The following is an 18,168-nucleotide window of genomic DNA, read 5'->3' as shown; positions in this document are numbered from 1 at the left end:
CCACCGGCCAGCACCGCCGGTGCCGCCGAGAGGATCCGCCGCAGACGCTGACACCGCTGCACCCGCCCGCCACCTGATTCCCGTGAGGGAGGTGACGGCCCACGGACCCTCCAAGCGCGCACCCGCCCCCGGCAGCGCCCTCTCACCCCGGCCGCCCACCACGCGGCTTCCCACTCCCTTGCCCGCCCTGCCCGTCAGGAGTGCCATGTCGAGCGACCACCCCGGGCGCCGTCCGCGCCGCCCGCCCCACTCCCCGTACGCATTGCCCGCGGTGCTCGCCGCGATCGCGCTGCTGCTCATCCTGACCGCGCACGTTGCCTCCGCCGCCCCGACCCAGCTGGCCGGCCCGGCGACGATCGACCAGGTGTTCGCGAACATCACCGCCTGGATCACTGGGATCGTCGCGGCGATCGCCACCACCTTCCTGACCATCGGCGGCCTGCGCTACCTCATGGCGGCCGGGGACCCCGGCGAGGTCGAAAAGGCAAAGGGCGCCATCAAGTCCGCCGGCATCGGCTACATGCTCGCCATCCTCGCCCCCGTCATCCTCGACATCCTCAAGGGCCTGGTCGGCGCCAAATGACACCCCCTCAACCCCAGCGAAGACGCCGGTGGGCGTGGGCGGTGACAACCGGTGCCACGCTCGTGCTGCTCGCCGCCGTGCTGGCCTGCTCCCAGGTCCGGGCCTATGCCGATCCCGGTGGGCCGCAGCCGGTGCCCGGCGCGACCCCGGCCGCACCGGCGCCCTCGCCACCCCGGCCGGACCCCGGACCGCCTGCGAGCACCCAGGAGCCGACCCCCGGTCTGACGCCATCCCCGTCGGTCAGTGAGAAGCCCAGGCCGACGCCTACTCCGGCACCGTCACCGGGCCCCGCACCCTCGCCACCCGCCGACGGCTGGGGCGGTACGGGTGGGGGAGAGTCGGTGTCGTTCTGGGACATCCCCGGCCAGATCCGCCAGGCCATCACCGGCTGGCTCGCCGACCTGATCCGCCCGCTCGTCAACCCGCTGATCAACTCCGTGGTCCGCGCCCTGCTCACCACCCCCGACCCCGCCTCCTCCCCCCGGATCCGCGAGCTCTGGGAGGCGATGAGGGTCATCGCGGTCGCCGGCTACGGCCTGTTTGTCCTCGCCGCCGGCATCACCACGATGACCCACGGCAGCATCCAACAACGCTGGGGCGTACAGGACCTCCTGCCCCGGCTGGTGCTGGGTATCGCCGCCTCGAACCTGTCCCTGACGATCTGCACCACCCTGCTCGAGCTGACCAACGCGATCGCTGCGGCGATCTTCGGCGACGGCGTCAGCGCCGACGACGTCGCCGGCACGCTCATCGGCCTGCTCCTCGCCCAACTCACCGGCGACGCGCCCCTCTACATCCTGGTCATCCAGCTCGTCGCCCTCACCCTCGGCGCCGTCCTGCTGATCACCGTGCTGGTGCGGACCGCGGCGATCATCCTGCTCACCGTCGCCTCACCACTGATGCTCGCCTGCCACGCCCACCCGCTCAGCGACGGCGTCGCCCGCCTGTGGTGGCGCGCCTACCTCGGTTGCCTGGGAACCGAGATCGCCCAGGCCATCGCCTTCCTCGTCTGCGTCAAAGCCCTCCTCGACCCGAACAACTACGGCCTGGTCACCCTCGGCGCCACCACTCAGCTCATCAACCTCATGCTGCTCTGCTGCACCCTCTACCTCCTCATCAAGATCCCCTCCTGGATCCGACGCATCGTCACCGCACCCGCCCGCACCATCACCGGCAGCGCAGCCGGCCCCAAGATCCCCGGCCTGCGGATCCTGCGCAAAGTCGCCCTCGGCGCCCTCGGCATGCCCCTGGGCCCCTACGCCTTCGGCGCCAAACTCGCCACCGGCCTGCGCATCGGCAAAGGCGCCACGAGAGCCGCCAAGGCAGCGAGAACCGCGACGGCAGCGACTGGCACGGGACGAACACGGCCGAGACGAAACGGCCCCGGCGGCGCAGGTCCCGGTGGCCCGGGCACGACCAGGGGGCCGGGCGGCCCAAGTACGGGACCGACCGGCGGCAGGCCCGGCCCGAGCCCCGGTGGCGCCCCACGGCCCGGCAACACACCCCCGCCAACCGGCGGCCCCGGCACGGCACCCGGCCCAGGCGGCCCGCCCGGCAACGGTCCCGGCGGCGCGAACCCGGCACCGGCCTACCAATGGGGCCGCCCCCGCAGACACGCCCCCGGAAACCGCCTCAACACGCCGACCCCGCCACCCACCCCCGGCTCCGGTCCAGGCCTTCCGCCCGGTAACCCCGGCGGGCCGGGCAACCGCCCCGGTGCCAGCGGACCACCGATTGGCCCCGGCGGCCCGGGGGCGCGCCCGCCCCGGCCACTGCCCGGCGGCACGGGCGGCAACGGCCGGACGGTGCCACTGCCGCCCGCCGTGCGGCCCAACGCCGCGTCAAACCTGCGCCCCGCCCGCGCCAACCTCCCACCACCGCTCCCCAGACCCGCCGTCCTGCGCCCACCCATGGACGACCACCCGCCCGGCACCCGCCGAAAGAGGAACCCAAGTTGAGCAGACACCCCAGCGACGACGAGCCGTGGGCCTCGTTGGTGAAGATCCCCGACGTCGACAAGGAGGACACCGTCCTGGGCCCCCTGACCGCCCGTCAGGCCGTCCAGCTCGCCGCCGTCCTGCTAGTCGTGTGGGGTGTCTACCACGCCACCGAGCGCCTGGTGCCGCCGCTTTTCTTCGCCGCAGGCGCCCTGCCCCTCGCAACGGCGGCGACGCTCACGGTCCTCACCCGCCGCGACGGGCTGACGCTGGACCGCTGGCTGCTCGCGGCCCTGCGCCACCACCGCTCACCCAGGCGCCTGACCCCGACCGGCGGCCTGGCCGACGTGCTGTCGTGGCAGGCCGAGATCCTCGGCGACCAGCCGGCAGAGAGCATCGGCAGACTCAGCCTGCCGATCACGGACGTCGACGAGGACGGCGTCCTGGACCTCGGCCCGCATGGGTGTGCGGCGATCAGCGAGGCCGGCACCGTCAACCTCGCCCTGCGCACCGGCGGCGAACAGCAGGTCCTCATCTCGGCGTTCGGCCGCTGGCTCAACTCCCTCAGCGGCCCCGTGCAGATCCTGGTCCGCACCCGCCGCCTGGAGATCGGCTCCCGCGTCGCCGCCCTCGAACAGGCCGCGCCCACGCTGCCGCATCCGCTGCTGGAACAGGCCTGCCTCGCGCACGCCGACTTCCTCGCCGACCTCGCCCACCAGCAGGAACTGCTGCACCGGCAGGTGCTGATCGTGCACCGCGAGAACCGCACCGACCCAGGTGCCGCAGGACGAGCGCTCCGGCGCTGCGACGAGACCGCGGGGCTGCTCGCGGCCGCCGAGATCGCCGTCCGCCCCTTGGGCGGCGCCGCAGCCTACGCCGCGCTCAGCGCGGCCTGCGACCCCGACACACCGCCCCACCCCTTCCCCGCCCTGCCGCACGTCCCCGTCACGACCTCGACCTCGACCTCGACCTCGACCGGAGAAGCCTGGTGAAGATCCCCCACCCGATCCCCCGCCGCCTGGCCCCCGAGGCCGACAGTGATCTCAGGCTCGGCCCCGACTCCGTGCAGGTCGAACCGCGCGTGCTCGCCGTCGGCGACCTCCTCGCGACCACCCTCACCGTCACCGGCTACCCCGCCGAGGTCGGCCCCGGCTGGCTCGATCCCCTGCTCACCTACCCCGGCCGCCTCGACGTCTCCCTCCACATCGAGCCCGTCCCCGCGCAGGTCGCCTCCGCCAGGCTGCGCAAACAGCGCGCCCGTCTCGAAGCCACCCGCCGTGCGGGCCACCAGCACGGCCGCCTCGAAGACCCCGAAACCGAGGCCGCAGCGGCCGACGCCGCAGAACTCGCCTGGCGCGTCGCCCGAGGCGAAGGAAAGCTCTTCCGCGTCGGCCTCTACCTCACCATCTACGCCACCAGTCGGGAGGAACTCTCCGACGAGCTGTCAGCCGTACGGGCTCTGGCCGAGTCGATGCTGCTGCGCTGCCAGATCGCCACCTGGCGCGCGTTGCAGGGCTGGACCACCTGCCTGCCGTTCGGCGTCGACCAACTGCAGGCCCCGCTGACCTTCGACACCGCCGCCCTGGCCACCTGCTTCCCGTTCTCCTCCCCCGACCTGCCAGCCACCGGCCCGGACACCGAGAACAGGGTGGGCACGGTGCTGTACGGGCTGAACACGGCCGCCTCGGGCCTGGTGATGTGGGACCGCTTCGCCCAGGACAACCACAACTCGGTCACCCTCGCCCGCTCGGGTGCCGGCAAGTCCTACCTCACCAAACTCGAAGCCCTGCGTCTGCTCTACCAAGGCGTCCAGGTCTTCGTTATCGACCCCGAAGACGAGTACACCCGCCTCACGGACGCCGTCGGCGGCACCGTCATCCGCCCCGGCGCCCCGGGCGTGCGGATCAATCCGCTCGACCTCGCCGGCGACGGCGCGGTGGACCAACTCACCAGGCGCGCCCTGTTTCTGCACTCCTTCATCGCCGTCCTGCTCGGCCAGACACCCACCCCGTCCGAGAAGGCCCTGCTCGACACCGCGATCCTCACCGCCTACCGGCAGGCCGGGATCACCCTCGAGCCACGCACCCACACCCGACCCGCCCCACTCCTCGCAGACCTCACCACCGTCCTAGCCACGAGCACCGACCCGGCCGGCACACTCCTGGCCGACCGCCTCGCCCCCTACACCACCGGAACCCACAGCCAACTCTTCGACGGCCCCACCACCCAGCAGGCCGGCGGGCACCTCACCGTGTACTCGCTGCGCAACGTCCCCGAGGAGCTGAAGACCGCCGCCACCATGCTCACCCTCGACCAGATCTGGCGCACCGTCACCAACCCACACGACCGCAGGCCCCGCCTGGTCGTCATCGACGAGGCCTGGCTGCTCATGCGCGACGAGCACGGCGCCCGCTTCCTGCACCGCATGGCCAAATCCTCGCGCAAGCACTGGGCCGGCCTCGCCGTCGTCACCCAGGACACCGCCGACCTCCTCGCCACCGACCTCGGCAAAGCCGTAGTTGCCAACGCCGCCACCCAAATCCTGCTCCGCCAAGCACCCCAGGCCATCGACGCCGTCGCAGACGCCTTCCGCCTGTCCGCCGGAGAAGCCGCCTACCTCCTCGCCGCCGCGAAGGGCGAAGCCCTGCTCTGCAGCGGACCAGGCCAGCGGGCAGCGTTCACCACCGTCGCCTCCGACGTCGAGCATCAGCTCGTCACCACAGACCCCGCCGAGCTCACGGACACTGCGGCGTACGGCAGACAAGACGAGCAGGAAGAGCAGGCCAGCGGTCCACACGCCGCCGCCGATCCGTCCGCAGCCTTCCTCAAGGCCCCCGAGGAGAACTGGTGACCGACCCCGTCCCGGGCGGGCCGCTCGGCCGCCTCCTGACCGACCCGCACAGCTGGTGGCAGGCCACCACCGATGCCGTGATCTCCGTCGGCACCACCGACTGGCCGATCCTCATCCCAGCGGCAGCCGGGTCAACAGCCGCCTACTGGACGACCCGGTGCGCGCTGCACCGCCGACGCCAGCAGCGGCTCACCATCGGCGGAATCGCGGTCACGATCCTCTCCCCGCCCACCGCCCACCCCGCCGCAGCAGCAGCGCTGTGGAGCCACCTCGTCGGACTACTCCGCCCCTGGTACCGGCGCCTTCTCACCGGCCAACCCCACCTTGCGTTCGAGTACCACTTCACCCCGGCCGGACTCACCGTCAGACTCTGGGCGCCCGCCTCCGTGCCGCAGGCCCTGCTGCGCCGCGCCGTCGAGGCGGCCTGGCCCGGCACCCACACCAAAACCGAACGCCTCCCGGTCCCGCTCTCGAAGGAGGATCTGTTCACCACCGGTGGGACGCTTCGCCTGGCTCGCCCCGAGATCCTCCCCCTCAAGACCGACCACGACAGCGACCCGCTGCGCGCCCTACTCGGCGCCGGACTCGCCCTCCAAGACGGCGAGGCGATCACCGTCAGCGTCCTCGCCCGACCCGCCACCGGCCGACGCGTACGGCGCGCCAAGCACCAACTTCGGCGACTGCGCACCGGAACCGGCAGCCCCACCCGCGCCGGACGGCTGTTCGACCTGCTCACCCACCAGCCCTCCCGCACCACCCCCACCGCCAAAGACCCCGAACAGAACGTCGAACTGCGCGCGGCACTCACCAAAGCCGCAGGCCCCCAGTGGGAGACCGCGATCCGGTACGCCGTCAGCATCCCCATCCAGCGAGCCCCCGCCGACCCTGGCGGTGAGAAGGAAGCGGCACGCGAAGCCGTGGAGACGGCTCGCGCCCGAGCGAGGGGCCGCGCCCACGCGGTCGCCTCCAGCTTCGCCGTCCACTCCGGCCGCAACTTCTACACCCGCCATCGACTACGCGATCCCGCTGTGCGTCTAGCAGAGCGCCACTTCCCGCGCCGAGGCGACCTGCTCTCCGTCCCGGAACTCGCGAGCGTCGCTCACCTGCCGCTCGACGCAGCAGCCCCAGGTGTCCAGCGAGCCGGCGCCCGCTCGGTCCTCCCTACCGCAGCCATCCCGACGCCGGGGCCCGCAGTCAAGCCGCTCGGGACCGCCGACATCGGCGCGACCCGGTCCGTCGGCCTCTCCGTCGCCGACGGGCGGCACCACCTGCACATCGTCGGCGCCACCGGCTCCGGCAAGTCCACCCTGATGGCCAACATGATCCTCGCCGACGCGGACGCCGGACGAGGGGCGCTGGTCATCGACCCCAAGGGCGACCTCGTCAACGACCTCCTCGCCCGGCTCCCCGAGTCGGCGCTCGGCCGGACCGTCCTCATCGACCCCGACGACCACGCGCTACCGCCGCGCTTGAACGTCCTGGAAGGGCCGGACGCGGATGTCGTCGTCGACAACCTCGTCGGGATCTTCCGGCGGATCTTCACCGCGTTCTGGGGACCGCGCACCGACGACGTCATGCGCGCCGCCTGCCTCACCCTCATGACTTCCACCACCACCCGAGGCGCGGTCACCCTCGCCGACATCCCCCGCCTGCTCACCGAACCCTCCTACCGTCGCCGCACCACCGCCGGCGTCAACGACCGCGTGCTGCGCGGATTCTGGAACTGGTACGAACAGCTCTCCGAACCCTCCCGCGCCGCCGCCACCGGCCCGCTGATGAACAAGCTCCGCGCGTTCCTACTGCGCCCGTTCGTCCAGAACACCATCGCCGCCGGCCCCTCCACCTTCGACCTCAACACCGTCCTCGACGGCGGCATCGCCCTCATCCGCCTCCCCAAGGGCGTCCTCGGCGAGGAAACCGCACGCCTACTCGGCTCCTTCGTCGTCGCCAAGACCTGGCAGGCCGCCGCACGCCGCGCCGGAACCCGCGAACACACCCGCCGAGACGCCGCCATGTACCTCGACGAGGCGCAGAACTTCCTGACGCTGCCCTACCCACTGGAGGACATGCTCGCCGAAGCCCGCGGCTACCGCCTCTCCCTCGTCCTCGCCCACCAGCACCTCGCCCAACTCCCCCACGACCTATGCGAGGGCATCTCCGCCAACGCCCGGTCAAAGATCGTCTTCAACGCCTCCCCCGAGGACGCCCGCGAACTCGAACGCCACATGGCACCCAACCTGACTGCCCACGACCTCTCCCACCTCGGCGCCTACCAAGCCGCCGCCCGCCTCATCGCCGCCAGCGCCAACACCCCCGCCTTCACCCTGCGCACCACACCCCTCCCGGCACGCATCCCTGGGCGGGCCACCGCCATCCGGGAGTCCTCCCGCACCACCTACGGACCCACGCCCCCTGTACGAAAGTGAGAACGCCCTTGCACCCCACCGCCCCGGCCCGCCAACGCACCACCACAACTGCTGCACGTCACAGGCCGGCGCTGGCGGTCCTCGCCCGGCGTCTGACCCCCCGCGACATCTGGCTCCTCGAGATGCTCCAGGAGCACACCGTCCTGACCTCCACCCACCTCACCGACCTGCTCACCACCTCCCGACGCTCCGTCAACCGCCGCCTGGCCACCCTCACCGACCTGAGCGTCCTGCACTCCTTCCGCCCCCACCACCGCCCCGGATCCGCCCCCGAGCACTACGTCCTCGGACCCGCCGGCGCCAACCTCCTCGCCGCCCGCTACGCCACCACCCCCGCAGCACTCGGCTGGCACCCCGAACAGGCCACCCGCACCATGTTCTCCCCGTTCCTCGCCCACGACCTCGGCGCCCGCACCTTCTTCACCCACCTCACCCGCCCCACACGGCCTCGCGAACAGCTCACCGCCTGGTGGTCCGAACAGCGCTGCGAACACCTGTGGGCCGACCTCGCCCACCCCGACGGCTACGGCCACTACAAGGGCCTCTCCGGCGCAGTCTCCTTCTTCCTGGAGTACGACACCGGCACCGAAGCCCTGACCCGCCTCGCGCGAAAGCTCGACGACTACGCCGAACTCGCGACCACCACCCGCACCCGCCCCCTCATCCTCTTCACCCTCCACAGCGGGGCCCGCGAGACCAACCTCCACGACCGCCTCACCGGCCATCCGGCTCTGGAACACCTCGCGGTCGCCACCACCAGCCGCGACCAGCACCACCCCGCAACCGGCCACCACCACCCCGCCGACCCCCTGTGGCTCCCCGTCTCCCACCCCGGCATCCGCACCCGCCTCGCCGACCTGCCCACCGCCTGGCCCATCCACCAGCGCCCCGGCACCGCCACCGCCACCGCCGACCAGGACACCGGCGACCGCAGCGACGGGCGACGACGAATCCCCGCCCCGACGCCGACCCCACCGGCCCATGCCGCGCCCACCGCCCGCCCACCGGGCGGGAACTGACCCGGCGAGGCCGCTGTGGCGTCCACCGCCGCGCGGATCGCCACCGGGGCCGGAGCGGGCTGCCTCGCCTTCCTGGCCCTCGTCATGGCCGCCGCCACCGCCGCCGTCTCCACCCTCACCGGCGGCGGGCTCTTCAGCTTCCTAGTCGCCGCCGACGGCTCCCCCAACGGCGGAGCCCTCGCCGAGATCCCGCCGCGAATGCTGATGCTCTACCGGCAAGCGGCCCCAACGTGCCCGGGCCTTCCGTGGACCGTGCTCGCCGCTATCGGCAAGATCGAGTCCGACCACGGCCGCGCCCCCAGCCAGGTCTCCAGCGCCGGAGCCGTCGGCCCCATGCAGTTCCTCCCCGACACCCTCAACCAGTACGCGCTGCCCATCCCACCCGGCGGCGCCACACCGCCTACCCCCTGGGACCCACCCGACGCCGTCTACGCCGCAACCCGCCTGCTGTGCGCGAACGGCGCGCGCGACGCCCGCGACCTGCACGCCGCGATCTACGCCTACAACCACGCCCAGTGGTACGTCGACAAGGTCCTTGCTCAGGCCCGCGAATACGCCCAGAACGCCAACCAGCAACCCGGCCCGATCAACGCCCCCAACCAGGCCGCAGCAACGGCCATCGCCTTCGCCCGCTCCAAGATCGGCATCCCCTACGAATGGGGCGGCACCGGAGAGAACGGCCACGGCTACGACTGCTCCGGCCTCACCCAAGCCGCCTACGCAGCCGCCGGCTTGCGCCTACCGCGAGTCGCCCAGGACCAGTACAACGCCACCCCCAAAGTCCCCGACACCGCACCGCTCCTCCCCGGAGACCTCCTCTTCTACGGAGACGACCCCACCCACATCGTCCACGTCGGCCTCTACACCGGAAACGCACGAATGATCAACGCCCCCAGGACCGGCAGGACCGTCACCGAGGCGCCCTACCGCTACCCCGGCGACCACTACCTCGGCGCGACGAGGCCAACCCAATGACCTCAACGGAGAAGTGCCGCTCACCACGGGCCCGCCGTGAGGCGTCAACCCCCGGCGGTGGATGTCGGACGAGAAACAACGGCACGACCCTGCCAGCCGAGGGGACAGGTGACCACCCACGCCCCAGGAGGTGCACACCCCGGACACCAGGGTGCGCACATGTCCCTGACCCGAGCACCCTTCAGGAGCCTCCGGCCATGACCAGTGCGTACCCGACCACCCCGCCGACCCGTGCCGAACTGCGCCGCACCGGCCGCATGCTCACCGCCGGAACCTGGGTCCTGATCGGCGCGGTGTGCACCTTCTCCGCCATGACCGGAGCCCAGTTCATCGGTGCGCACTCCCCCTGGCACTGGTCCGGCTGGGTCCTCGCCGCCGGCATCGACATCGCCTTCGTCATGGCACTGCAGGCCGACGCCACCCTCGCCCGCTTCGGCTCCACGGGTGGACGGTGGCCCAGCGCCTTCCGCTGGCTGACCGGCGCGTTCTCGGTGTTCGTCAACATCGGGGACGCCGCCCTCCAAGGTGACCTGGTCGGCGTCGCGGTCCACCTGATCGCACCCGCGCTGCTGCTCGTGCTCGGCGAGGCGGGCCCAGCCTGGCGCCGCCAACTCGTCCACCTGGAACGCGCACCCGCCTCCAGGGACCTCCGTCCGAACCCGGATGGCCCGCTCACCACCTCTCAGCACTCCGGAACCGCTGAACCGCACGCACCGACTACCGCAGCCGGCCACCCGGAGTCCACCTGGAACGGTGGACACCTGTCCACCCGTCGTACCCGCAACCACACCGAGGAGCAGCTGCCACGTCACTCCTGGTCGGTCGAAACCTCGCTGCCACCGGCGGGGGCGTGCACCCGGGCTACCGCTGACCAACCGGAGGTGACCGCAACAGAGCCCCAGGTGCCCAGTCCCAGGCCCGACTACCCGCCCGAGGTGACCACCTGGGGTGCGCACCCCGCGAGTGCGGTGCGCACCCCGGCCGAAGAGGTGCGCACCGCATGGCCGCCTGAGCAACCCGTGGTCCCCGCGCGGCCGTCGGCACACGCCGACGGGGTCGACACCGATGGCACCGATGAGTACACCGTGGGCGAGGGGGGTGAGCAGGGGGACGAAGGCGATGTCACCGAGCCCCCCGCCGATGCCCGAGAGGCACGTTCGCGGATCGTGCGCGGTCGCCTCGACGGCCTGAGCCAGCGCGAGACCGCCCGCTGGGCCCACCGCAGCCCCACGTTCGTCCGCAAGATCTGGACCACCCTGGATGAAGACCACCAGCATGAGCCCGGGTCAACGCCGCCATGACGACCACCGCAGCGATCAACACGACAGCAGAGCCTCCCCGACTGCCGAGCAACGTCCGCAACTCTCAAGACATTGAGCCTGTCGGCGGGCACTGCGGCACTGTAGGTTCTGCGATTCCCCGTACGGTCGCACTCCTGAGGCGACGTCGGCCAAGGTGCCGGCTTCTACGGGCGTCCGCCGTCCCAGATGCTCTCCGGGTCCGACATCCGCGACTGGTTGCCCTTCGCGTCCGCAGCCACGGTGATGGTGGACTCCTCGATGCCGCTGTAGGTTCCAGTCTCCTCTGCCGAGTCACAACGCCGACCTGGCAGTCTGTCGTTGGTCCAAGTCGCTGGCGGATACTTCAGTCCGAATCCGCTGGCGGATTATGAGCCGTGGGCTGCGGGTGCCACCTGATCGAAGGTCTGCAGGTACCTATGGCAACCTACTGGATGTCCGCGATCGCCCCGCACCACACCGGCGTCTTGCCGATGCTCGGGACCGTGGGTGTGCCCCCGTGCACCTGATCACTAGCGGCGTCGGCGGCGGACCTCCGAGCCCAGGTGCCGCCACGAAGGGCGGACAACCTGCACCGCGCGTGCAGCGTCTCGCAGGTCGTCGATCCCGCCACGGTCGTAGATCCGCCAGAGAAAACGCAGGATCAGCCACAGACCAGCGAGCCCACTCGCGGACGAGACCACCGACACGACAACCCACACCGGCATTGGGACACCCCTTACATCCTGGTCGAGTCGCCGTCTCGCGACGTGGCTCGAACGGTCGTCATTCACCGATCCCCACTGCACCACGGCGGTCGGCAGGCGGACTCCCCACGCAGTCAAACTTCGCGAAAGTGCGACATCGCATCAAGCGGGTACCCTTGCCTGCCCGCCACGACTGGCAGACCCTTGGGAGGTGAGAGTCGAACACGAGAGACAACCGTCCGTCAGCGACTCCAAGCAGCTTCGAGTAATCGCCGCGGTCACGGCGGCCGATATCCAACTGCTTCGCTGCTGGCTCCTCGACGACCTACAGCAAGGTCATCGGGGCCCAACCAGGCCGTCCTGGATCGACCCATCCCGTCCGATAGTTGAGATCATCGGAGACCTCAATCCGGCCCAGACTCGGGTCGCGCTCGGCTGGACGGCCATGGAAAGCCGAGTGGACGCGGGCCTCTCCCCGGCAGACGTGCTGCTGTGGATCGAGACGTCGGGCCTGCGGGGTGTTCGGACCCAGGGGCGTTTCAAAGTCCCGGTGATCATGTAGACCGGCTGGTCAGGCGATGCCCAGGAGGTCCAGCGGCCTGTTGAAGGGCTCGTAGGAGACGTGGCGGAGGCCGGCAGCGATGTTGCGGTGTCCGTGCTGTCGCAGCGTGTTGATCGCCAAGTTGCGGAGGGTCGCCATGTTCTCGGGTCCGTGGCCGGTGCGGATCTTCGAGGCGTCCTCGCCGAAGGTGGTGTCGCGGACGAAGTGCAGCCGGTTCTCGATGGTCCACTGTGACCTGGCGAGCTGGCCCAGGCGCTGGGGTGAGGCTTCTTGTGAGGTCAAGTCGGTGATCGCATAGACGGTCTGACGGCTCACGGTGCCAACCTTGAGGTCGGTGCGGTGTCGCAGGATCCGCACGGCCTGGACGGCGTGGGGAAAGTCCAGGCCGAGACCGGTGATGGTGAGTGCCCTGGTCACGCGGGTCTCCTTGCGGCCGTGGCCGATCTCGCGGTCGTAGCGCCTCGCGGTGACGTCCTTCCACGGCAGTGACCGCAGCCGGCGGTGCAGCTCAGGCTGGTTGGCCTTGACCACCAGCAGGTAGTGGGCCTTCTTCTCCTCCACGAGGAAGCGCGCGTGGGCGCGCTGGGTGTGCAGGGCGTCGGCGGTGACGGTGATCCCGGTCAGGTCGTAGGGCTCCAGCAGCGTGGCGAAGCACGTGATTTCGTTGGTCTTGTCGGGAACCCGTAGCTGGGTGACGGTCCGGCCGTCACCGGTCATCGCGGCCAGCAGGTGGGCGGCGGGAGTCTGGCCGTTCCGGGAGCCACGGGCGGTCTTGCCGTCCACGGCCACCGAGTCCGCACCGCCGGGATCAGCACCGGTTAGATCGGCCAGGCCCCGGGGGCAGACCAGGTTGACGACCCGTCGGATCGTGGCGGCGCTCGGCCCGATGCGCACCCCCAACGCGCCCGCCACACGAGCACCCAGCCGGGCCAGGGCCTGCTGCGGAGCATTCGCGGACCACTGGCCGATCGCCGCATACGAGCGCGCGCCGGCGACCACCGCCGAGGCAGCAACCAGCAGCACCGCCACGAACGGGTGACGCACACCGCGCCGCCGACGCGGATCCGGCAGCACCCGCAACCGCTCCACCAGCGAGAGTCCCGCCACCTCCTCCAGAGTGGGCGACTTGACGAGACAGACGGTGGCAGACTGACGGCACATCGAAGCTCCAGCGGTTCAAGGCGACTTGGCAAGGTCACCTCGTTCAACTGGAGCTTCGATGCGTACATGACGGGCCTACCCGGACCCTCCAGACCGCTCTGGCCTGCGAACTCATGTGATCACCAGGACTTTGAAACGCCCCTGTGTTCGGACCAGCGTCACTGACATGGCGCGCGACCTTCAGCTCACAACCAGACAGGCGCACCGACGTATTCGTCATGTCGACGGTGCGGTGGCAGGTGTACTTGGCGATCTCCCACCTGGTCAGTTTCGACGCGGGGCACGACGGGTGAATCCGGAATTCCACCTCGACATCGACGAAATGCTCGCAGCGGTGCGCGCGGAGTGCTTCTCTGTGTCGGATCCGATCCGATCGCTCGACGCCGTGCAAATGTTCGTTCGCAACCAACGTCCGACCGCCATTGCCAACCGGGGCAGACCCTCCTACATGGCCGGGAACAAGGACAGCCGGTACCGGGACGCCAAACGAGTTGCGGCGTGGATGAACACCCTTGCCAAGAATCCGCCGGTTCCCTCAACTACCGCGGCCGACAGGTCACTCCTGACCGTCTGTCGAGACATCGAGCTGACGACAGACCCACAGGCTGCGCTGCAACAGATCAGCACGGCCATCGTGACCAAACAACGGGCAGCACTTCCGCTCCTCATCGCCCACGCCGGACGCTTGATTCCCGACGCGAATGCGGCGGGCGTCGATGCATGGCTCAGCTACCTTCAACTACGGTTCCATGCGGCGATGGAGTCGGAACACATCATCGCCTTGCGCTACGCCCGGGCGCTCCAGGTAGATGCGGCCCGGCTCAGCCCGGCAGGTATCGCCGACCCACGAGTTCGCAGGGGAATGGCCGGCCGGGGGCACATCCTGCAGATGTTCGGCCACCATCACGCAGCTCTGCGGTGCTATCGCCAATCCATCAGCCATGCTGTCTACTTCCCACCCAGCGAGCACGACCAACTTGAGGAGCTGCACGACGCATATGCCCAGATCGCGTACACGGAGGCGTTAAGACAGGGGGACCGTTCCTCTGCCATGGCTGCACTGCGTCACGTGCATGCGCTCGCAGACCAGCAAAGCGGCGTGATCGAGGTTCAGTTCACAAGGGACAGACGGACACTAGAGATCGCCCTGAGCTTCGGGATCCGGAGCGAAGACCTGGTCCTGGCGCCTTCAACGCGCCGCGCCGAGGTTCTCATCGAGGACCGGTTCGCACATTTCACCGAGCTCTCCAGAGGTCACCCCTCCGCGAATCGAGTGCTTGCTGCCCAGGACATCAAACTTCTGTATGCCATAGCGACCCGCGACGTCGGGCTCGCCAAGGAGGCGCGCGAGGAATTCCAGCGCACCAACGACACTCTCGGCGGTTACGCGAACCTGACCGACCGCTTCAACAGAAGGCTGCAGGAAGCGGCGACCCTGTCCAAGGCGTTCTGTAGCCTTCCCGAGGTCTCAGGCCCGACCGACCCCTTACGCGATGCGACGGCGAGCCCACCGCGTCCGACTGGACTGCTGGTGTGGTCCGCGTGCTGAAGATCCCGGCCCCGGCCTGGACCCCGGCCGTCGAACCCGGCGGCGAGATCCGCGACGGCGCCTGGGTTGCCGAACTCGCCGGCGACGTCCTCACCGGCTGGCCGAAGGGCATGCGGCTGATCGTGCGCAAGGAACGGCCCCACCCAGGGGCCCAGTTGCGTATCACCGACGCCGACGGCATGCGTATCACCTGCTTCGCCACCAACACCAAGCACACGCCGATCGCGCACCTGGAGCTACGGCACCGCCAGCGGGCCCGCGCCGAGGACCCAGGGGCGTTTCAAAGTCCCGGTGATCATGTAGACCGGCTGGTCAGGCGATGCCCAGGAGGTCCAGCGGCCTGTTGAAGGGCTCGTAGGAGACGTGGCGGAGGCCGGCAGCGATGTTGCGGTGTCCGTGCTGTCGCAGCGTGTTGATCGCCAAGTTGCGGAGGGTCGCCATGTTCTCGGGTCCGTGGCCGGTGCGGATCTTCGAGGCGTCCTCGCCGAAGGTGGTGTCGCGGACGAAGTGCAGCCGGTTCTCGATGGTCCACTGTGACCTGGCGAGCTGGCCCAGGCGCTGGGGTGAGGCTTCTTGTGAGGTCAAGTCGGTGATCGCATAGACGGTCTGACGGCTCACGGTGCCAACCTTGAGGTCGGTGCGGTGTCGCAGGATCCGCACGGCCTGGACGGCGTGGGGAAAGTCCAGGCCGAGACCGGTGATGGTGAGTGCCCTGGTCACGCGGGTCTCCTTGCGGCCGTGGCCGATCTCGCGGTCGTAGCGCCTCGCGGTGACGTCCTTCCACGGCAGTGACCGCAGCCGGCGGTGCAGCTCAGGCTGGTTGGCCTTGACCACCAGCAGGTAGTGGGCCTTCTTCTCCTCCACGAGGAAGCGCGCGTGGGCGCGCTGGGTGTGCAGGGCGTCGGCGGTGACGGTGATCCCGGTCAGGTCGTAGGGCTCCAGCAGCGTGGCGAAGCACGTGATTTCGTTGGTCTTGTCGGGAACCCGTAGCTGGGTGACGGTCCGGCCGTCACCGGTCATCGCGGCCAGCAGGTGGGCGGCGGGAGTCTGGCCGTTCCGGGAGCCACGGGCGGTCTTGCCGTCCACGGCCACCGAGTCCGCACCGCCGGGATCAGCACCGGTTAGATCGGCCAGGCCCCGGGGGCAGACCAGGTTGACGACCCGTCGGATCGTGGCGGCGCTCGGCCCGATGCGCACCCCCAACGCGCCCGCCACACGAGCACCCAGCCGGGCCAGGGCCTGCTGCGGAGCATTCGCGGACCACTGGCCGATCGCCGCATACGAGCGCGCGCCGGCGACCACCGCCGAGGCAGCAACCAGCAGCACCGCCACGAACGGGTGACGCACACCGCGCCGCCGACGCGGATCCGGCAGCACCCGCAACCGCTCCACCAGCGAGAGTCCCGCCACCTCCTCCAGAGTGGGCGACTTGACGAGACAGACGGTGGCAGACTGACGGCACATCGAAGCTCCAGCGGTTCAAGGCGACTTGGCAAGGTCACCTCGTTCAACTGGAGCTTCGATGCGTACGTGACGGGCCTACCCGGACCCTCCAGACCGCTCTGGCCTGCGAACTCATGTGATCACCAGGACTTTGAAACGCCCCTGGCCGAGGACCGCATCCGCGCCGCCCGCGACACCGGCCTGCGCAACCTGCCCCTGCACGACGCCGCCCAGAACCAGGTCTGGTTGGAGATCGTCCAGATCGCACTCGACCTGCTCGCCTGGCGCCACCCGACGCGACAGCCGGGCCATCGCCATACCCGTCGGCAGAAACACCCAGCCCGACCAAGCAGAAACGGCCCGCCAGCCAAGCTGACGGGCCATCACGCAGGATCGAGGTTAGGTGCAGGTCAGGGGCCTGTGCGAGACACTCTGGACCCGCATCACCTAAACGTAGAGACCGGACCCATCCCGAACTCTGCAGCGTTCGACTTCGCCACTTCATCAACTGCAACTACTCCGATTGAACGGGCGGTGTCCGCGCTGGGTGACGTTCCACGATCCCTTCGATACCGGACACCGCCCGTTCAATCGGAGTACCGCCAGTGGCGACACAGGATCCAACGTCCTACGGTCATAAGAGGCGGCCATATGGGCGAGAGCTGCTGGATCCGAAGATGTGCCACGCGGGAGTCATCTATGACGTCCACATTCCTTACAATTGGCCTCTCTGGAATGGATTGGGGATCAGTTCCCGCCTGGGTGAGTACCGCCAGCGTTCTCATCGCAGCGCTTACCTATTGGCACAGTCAGCGGGACAAGAGGCGAGAATATGCGAGCAAGATAGCTGCATGGATCAGCGAGAGCTCCGATGGCGACGAACAGAAGTTCGCTCTGCATGTTGAAAACTTTGGGGATACTCCAGTCTATCATTTGACTATCATGGATGCAGACCGCTACGTGCTGGCCGAGTATCCAGAACTGCAGCCAAAGCAGGCTGATGAGCAAGCCATTTACCCGAAAGTAGCTGCATTTCTCGGTGCATTTCGAGCAATTGCCGTACTGGAAAGCTCGTTGCTGAGAGATGAAGATGTCGTTGCAGAGATCGAAAGGTTTCTCAAGGAGGAGCCGGTTCAGATTCACTTTCGAGATGCCTTGGGAAGATACTGGGCGCGGGGCCTAAAGGGAAAGATTAAGCCGACGAACAAGCAGACAGGCGCCCTTTCTTCGAGTGACGCCTCTGTCAGGTTCGAGGCGGCCGCGCAACGCTTGAGCGCCACCATCCGGCAGCGGTAATGCTCCAACGGTGAGCGTTTAGCTACAGTAAGCACCATCCTGCCGTTGACCTGCGAGTCTCATCGAGATGCAACAGGCGCTGAGTATGCAGCGGGGTGCGACACCCTACAATCGGAACCTCCAGCCGCTGTACTTCCAGGAGATCCTCAGGACGTGGGCGGTGTCGCAGCGGTTGTGCCAATACACGGTCGTCCAGGCGAAACCAGGGTCCCAGCTCCAGGCGAAGCAGCCGGTCACGCCGCGCTGGACGGCGCGGGTCTGGGCGTTGGCGGCTGGGCTGGCGAGTACGACAATGCCGAGAGCAGCGGTCAGTAGGGCAACGGGCCGGACGACACGCATCAGGACCTCCTGCGGAGCAAATGCCCGGACCATCTCCGGAACA

14 protein-coding genes and 1 pseudogene are annotated in these 18,168 nt (G+C 69.5%); 11 read left to right on the top strand and 4 right to left on the bottom strand.

What is annotated here, in order from left to right; genetic code table 11:
• The first annotated feature begins 205 nt into the window (after nucleotides 1-205).
• From BR98_RS34240 to BR98_RS36895, 8 genes are all read left to right on the top strand, one after another.
• On the top strand, nucleotides 206-583 hold the full coding sequence (locus BR98_RS34240) for a pilin (RefSeq protein WP_198042330.1): 378 nt from the start codon (nucleotides 206-208) through the stop codon (nucleotides 581-583).
• Between the two features lie 341 nt (nucleotides 584-924).
• Complete coding sequence (locus tag BR98_RS34235; RefSeq protein WP_035851180.1) at nucleotides 925-2,541, top strand: hypothetical protein; 1,617 nt, start codon at nucleotides 925-927, stop codon at nucleotides 2,539-2,541.
• Nucleotides 2,538-3,512, top strand: a complete 975-nt coding sequence (locus BR98_RS34230) for a PrgI family protein (RefSeq protein WP_051970822.1) — start codon at nucleotides 2,538-2,540, stop codon at nucleotides 3,510-3,512. The genes BR98_RS34235 and BR98_RS34230 overlap by 4 nt, the downstream gene beginning before the upstream one ends.
• A complete protein-coding gene (locus BR98_RS34225; protein ID WP_063774886.1) occupies nucleotides 3,509-5,371 on the top strand; it encodes a VirB4 family type IV secretion system protein in 1,863 nt (620 codons plus the stop codon). Before BR98_RS34230 ends, BR98_RS34225 begins: the two co-directional genes overlap by 4 nt.
• Nucleotides 5,368-7,797, top strand: a complete 2,430-nt coding sequence (locus BR98_RS34220) for a type IV secretion system DNA-binding domain-containing protein (RefSeq protein ID WP_232247839.1) — start codon at nucleotides 5,368-5,370, stop codon at nucleotides 7,795-7,797. Before BR98_RS34225 ends, BR98_RS34220 begins: the two co-directional genes overlap by 4 nt.
• An 8-nt stretch (nucleotides 7,798-7,805) precedes the next feature.
• Nucleotides 7,806-8,816: a replication-relaxation family protein gene (locus tag BR98_RS42200; RefSeq protein ID WP_051970820.1), complete on the top strand. Its 1,011-nt coding sequence runs from the start codon at nucleotides 7,806-7,808 to the stop codon at nucleotides 8,814-8,816.
• Between the two features lie 15 nt (nucleotides 8,817-8,831).
• The gene (locus BR98_RS34210; RefSeq protein WP_035851178.1) at nucleotides 8,832-9,791 is read left to right on the top strand and encodes a C40 family peptidase; all 960 of its coding nucleotides are present in this window, start codon (nucleotides 8,832-8,834) and stop codon (nucleotides 9,789-9,791) included.
• Between the two features lie 197 nt (nucleotides 9,792-9,988).
• On the top strand, nucleotides 9,989-11,092 hold the full coding sequence (locus BR98_RS36895) for a hypothetical protein (RefSeq protein ID WP_051970818.1): 1,104 nt from the start codon (nucleotides 9,989-9,991) through the stop codon (nucleotides 11,090-11,092).
• 1,254 nt (nucleotides 11,093-12,346) lie between these two features.
• On the opposite strand, the gene BR98_RS34195 is transcribed toward BR98_RS36895, so the two are convergent.
• Complete coding sequence (locus BR98_RS34195; RefSeq protein ID WP_232247170.1) at nucleotides 12,347-13,498, bottom strand: ISAs1 family transposase; 1,152 nt, start codon at nucleotides 13,496-13,498, stop codon at nucleotides 12,347-12,349.
• 166 nt (nucleotides 13,499-13,664) lie between these two features.
• Here BR98_RS34195 and BR98_RS34190 point away from each other — a divergent pair, with 166 nt between their 5' ends.
• Both BR98_RS34190 and BR98_RS34185 read left to right on the top strand, forming a co-directional pair.
• Nucleotides 13,665-15,047, top strand: a complete 1,383-nt coding sequence (locus tag BR98_RS34190; protein ID WP_157538077.1) for a hypothetical protein — start codon at nucleotides 13,665-13,667, stop codon at nucleotides 15,045-15,047.
• Nucleotides 15,047-15,316 (top strand): annotated as a pseudogene (locus tag BR98_RS34185) (IS1380 family transposase); the annotation flags it as partial. The gene BR98_RS34190 and the pseudogene BR98_RS34185, both read left to right, overlap by 1 nt.
• 43 nt (nucleotides 15,317-15,359) lie before the next feature.
• Here the strand turns inward: BR98_RS34185 and BR98_RS34180 are convergent.
• Nucleotides 15,360-16,511, bottom strand: coding sequence for an ISAs1 family transposase (locus BR98_RS34180; RefSeq protein WP_232247170.1), 1,152 nt, complete (start codon nucleotides 16,509-16,511; stop codon nucleotides 15,360-15,362).
• 111 nt (nucleotides 16,512-16,622) lie between these two features.
• Nucleotides 16,623-16,877 (bottom strand): hypothetical protein, encoded by a 255-nt coding sequence (locus BR98_RS42195; protein WP_267886138.1) that lies wholly within the window; start codon nucleotides 16,875-16,877, stop codon nucleotides 16,623-16,625.
• A gap of 312 nt (nucleotides 16,878-17,189) precedes the next feature.
• Between BR98_RS42195 and BR98_RS40645 the strand changes: the two genes are divergently transcribed.
• Nucleotides 17,190-17,786, top strand: coding sequence for a hypothetical protein (locus tag BR98_RS40645; RefSeq protein WP_198042412.1), 597 nt, complete (start codon nucleotides 17,190-17,192; stop codon nucleotides 17,784-17,786).
• A gap of 105 nt (nucleotides 17,787-17,891) precedes the next feature.
• Here the strand turns inward: BR98_RS40645 and BR98_RS34170 are convergent, their stop codons facing one another.
• Entirely contained in the window at nucleotides 17,892-18,125 is a 234-nt protein-coding gene (locus BR98_RS34170; RefSeq protein WP_035851167.1) for a hypothetical protein, read from the bottom strand.
• Nucleotides 18,126-18,168: the final 43 nt, after the last annotated feature.

Origin of the sequence: Kitasatospora azatica KCTC 9699 (assembly GCF_000744785.1) — a bacterium.
Lineage (GTDB): Bacteria > Actinomycetota > Actinomycetes > Streptomycetales > Streptomycetaceae > Kitasatospora > Kitasatospora azatica.
This window is presented reverse-complemented; position numbering and strand designations above follow the sequence as displayed.

Bases quoted from the DNA above. Each gene is read 5' to 3' on its own strand.
- BR98_RS34240 (WP_198042330.1), top strand. From the start codon at position 206: ATGTCGAGCGACCACCCCGGGCGCCGTCCGCGCCGCCCGCCCCACTCC.
- BR98_RS36895 (WP_051970818.1), top strand. From the start codon at position 9,989: ATGACCAGTGCGTACCCGACCACCCCGCCGACCCGTGCCGAACTGCGC.
- BR98_RS34195 (WP_232247170.1), bottom strand. From the start codon at position 13,498: ATGTGCCGTCAGTCTGCCACCGTCTGTCTCGTCAAGTCGCCCACTCTG.
- BR98_RS34190 (WP_157538077.1), top strand. From the start codon at position 13,665: ATGGCGCGCGACCTTCAGCTCACAACCAGACAGGCGCACCGACGTATT.
- BR98_RS34180 (WP_232247170.1), bottom strand. From the start codon at position 16,511: ATGTGCCGTCAGTCTGCCACCGTCTGTCTCGTCAAGTCGCCCACTCTG.
- BR98_RS40645 (WP_198042412.1), top strand. From the start codon at position 17,190: ATGACGTCCACATTCCTTACAATTGGCCTCTCTGGAATGGATTGGGGA.
- BR98_RS34170 (WP_035851167.1), bottom strand. From the start codon at position 18,125: ATGCGTGTCGTCCGGCCCGTTGCCCTACTGACCGCTGCTCTCGGCATT.